We start from the raw sequence: 2,608 nt of genomic DNA, 5'->3' as shown, positions 1-2,608 counted from the left end.
ATGGTGGTCGCTACTGGGCTCGAACCAGTGACCCCCTCCTTGTAAGGGAGGTGCTCTCCCAGCTGAGCTAAGCGACCTGGGAATATCAATTCTTTTAACATGGTAAAATATGGTGGTCGCTACTGGGCTCGAACCAGTGACCCCCTCCTTGTAAGGGAGGTGCTCTCCCAGCTGAGCTAAGCGACCTGGGATATAATTAACAGTTATAATCCATAAATAAAAATATGGTGGTCGATACTGGGCTCGAACCAGTGACCCCCTCCTTGTAAGGGAGGTGCTCTCCCAGCTGAGCTAATCGACCTCGCTGTGTGGGGCCGTATTATAGGGGGCAAGCAAAACCTGTCAACGCTTTTTATTTAAAATAATGTCAGTCGGACTAAAATTGTTCGCTTTGATGCTTTGTTGAACAAGGGATTGTGATCAAAAATAAAGAAAATCCAAAAACCTCCCTAGGTTTGAAAGTCCACCATTTCAACTGCTGGGTTTGACTGTTAGAATAGCGGCACATTTTTTTGTTTGTCTTCTTTAGACGTTTATAAATAGGTTAGTGTCCGATTATGACTACTAAGACGCGTTTTGCTCCAAGTCCAACTGGTTTTCTTCATGTAGGTGGTGCTCGTACAGCACTTTATTCATGGTTGCACGCACGTGCTAACAATGGTGAATTTGTACTTCGTATTGAAGACACTGATATTGAACGTTCAACTCAAGAAGCATGTGATGCCATTCTTGACGGTATGAACTGGTTAGGTTTGACTTGGGATGAAGGTCCTTATTACCAAACTAAACGTTTTGATCGTTACAATGAAATTATTGAGCAAATGCTAGACAAAGGCACTGCATACAAATGCTATTGCTCGCGTGAACGCATTGAGAGCATGCGTGAAGACCAAGCTGCGCAAGGTTTGCAACAGAAATATGACGGTTGTTGTCGTAACCTTGCACCTCGTGACACTGGCGAACCTTTTGTCATTCGCTTTAAAAACCCAATTGAAGGCAGTGTTATATTTGATGATCACGTTCGTGGTCGAATCGAAATTTCTAACGATATGCTTGATGATTTAATCATTAAGCGTACCGATGGTGTACCAACCTATAATTTCTGTGTTGTAGTAGATGACTGGGACATGGGTATTACCTGCGTTGTACGCGGTGAAGATCATATCAATAATACGCCACGCCAAATCAACATACTTAAAGCATTAGGCGCACCGATCCCTGAATATGCACATGTGTCGATGATTCTAGGTGACGATGGCGCCAAGCTATCTAAACGTCATGGTGCTGTGGGCGTTATGCAATACCGTGATGACGGGTATCTACCAGAAGCACTATTAAACTATCTTGTTCGCTTAGGTTGGTCTCATGGCGATCAAGAAATATTTTCAATGGAAGAGTTGAAAACGCTGTTTAAGTTAAATGATATCAATAAAGCTGCTTCAGCTTTTAATACTGATAAGCTTATTTGGTTAAACCAACATTATATCAAGTCTCTCGATCCTGTTTATGTCGCATCACATTTACAATGGCATATGGATGATCAGAAAATTGATACTAGCAATGGTCCAGCGTTAACTGAAATTGTTACAGCATTATCAGAACGAGCGAAAACATTAAAAGAATTAGCTGCTTCAAGTCGTTACTTCTATGAAGACTTTGCTGATTTTGATGAAGCCCAAGCTAAGAAGCATTTACGTGGCGTGGCACTAGAGCCTTTAACATTGTTCAATCAAAAGTTATCTGAACTAAATGATTGGAGCGTAGAGAATATTCACAACGTTATTGAAGCGACAGCGACAGAACTTGATGTCGGCATGGGTAAAGTAGGTATGCCTTTACGCGTTGCGGTTACTGGCGCAGGACAGTCTCCTGCATTAGATTTAACCTTGTTCTTAATCGGAAAAGAAAGATCTGCACAAAGAATATCCAAAGCGATTGAATTTGTAGCAGATAGAATAAATTCCTAAAAAACGAGTTGACACTTTTGGGTATGCTGCATAGAATGCGCCTCGCAGTTGAGACATGATGTTAGTTTTTTCTAGTAGCATATCCAAAAGCATTAAGTAAGAGGGGTTATAGCTCAGCTGGGAGAGCGCTTCGCTGGCAGTGAAGAGGTCCACGGTTCGATCCCGTGTAGCTCCACCACTTACTTAACAGTCTTTAAGTAGATAATTAGCATTGATGTTTAGCCTACAGACACCAATGAGTATTCACTCGATACAGAGTATAACGTATCAAATGTGTCCCATTAGTCTAGAAATAGCGCTTAGGACATCGCCCACTTTGGTTTATAAAGAGTCGGCGGTAACAGGGGTTCGAATCCTTAAGGTTTTGTTCTTCATTATAGGTAACTAGCACTGGTGTTTAGCCTACAGACACCAATGAGTATTCACTCGATACAGAGTATAACATATCAAATGTGTCCCATTCGTCTAGAAATAGAGCTTAGGACATCGCCCACTTTGATTTATAAAGAGTCGGCGGTAACAGGGGTTCGAATCCTTAGGGTTTTGTTCTTCATTATAGGTAATTAGCACTGGTGTTTAGCCTACAGACACTAATGAGTATTCACTCGATACAGAGTATAACGTATCAAATGTGTCCCATT

The 2,608-nt window shown here is 41.6% G+C and carries 1 protein-coding gene and 4 tRNA genes; 2 read left to right on the top strand and 3 right to left on the bottom strand.

The window, feature by feature from the left end; translation table 11 throughout:
• Position 1: 1 nt before the first annotated feature.
• The 3 genes from AAEY98_RS22065 to AAEY98_RS22055 all read right to left on the bottom strand — a co-directional run bounded on the left by AAEY98_RS22065 (position 2) and on the right by AAEY98_RS22055 (position 301).
• Positions 2-77, bottom strand: a tRNA-Val gene (locus tag AAEY98_RS22065).
• Between the two features lie 33 nt (positions 78-110).
• Positions 111-186: transfer RNA gene (locus tag AAEY98_RS22060), tRNA-Val, on the bottom strand.
• Between the two features lie 39 nt (positions 187-225).
• Positions 226-301: transfer RNA gene (locus AAEY98_RS22055), tRNA-Val, on the bottom strand.
• 256 nt (positions 302-557) lie between these two features.
• Here AAEY98_RS22055 and gltX point away from each other — a divergent pair.
• Together gltX and AAEY98_RS22045 are read left to right on the top strand one after the other, a co-directional pair.
• Positions 558-1,967, top strand: coding sequence for a glutamate--tRNA ligase (gene gltX / locus AAEY98_RS22050; RefSeq protein WP_351019672.1), 1,410 nt, complete (start codon positions 558-560; stop codon positions 1,965-1,967).
• A 102-nt stretch (positions 1,968-2,069) separates the two neighbouring features.
• Positions 2,070-2,145 (top strand) — tRNA-Ala (locus AAEY98_RS22045).
• The last annotated feature ends 463 nt before the right edge of the window (positions 2,146-2,608 follow it).

Source organism: Shewanella sp. AC91-MNA-CIBAN-0169 (assembly GCF_040310165.1).
GTDB lineage: Bacteria > Pseudomonadota > Gammaproteobacteria > Enterobacterales > Shewanellaceae > Shewanella.
Note: the sequence above shows the minus strand (reverse complement) of the source record. Positions and strands in the feature narration are given on the sequence as shown.

What these genes read in the sequence shown, in the direction of transcription:
- gltX (WP_351019672.1), top strand. Translation starts at nt 558, where the DNA reads ATGACTACTAAGACGCGTTTTGCTCCAAGTCCAACTGGTTTTCTTCAT.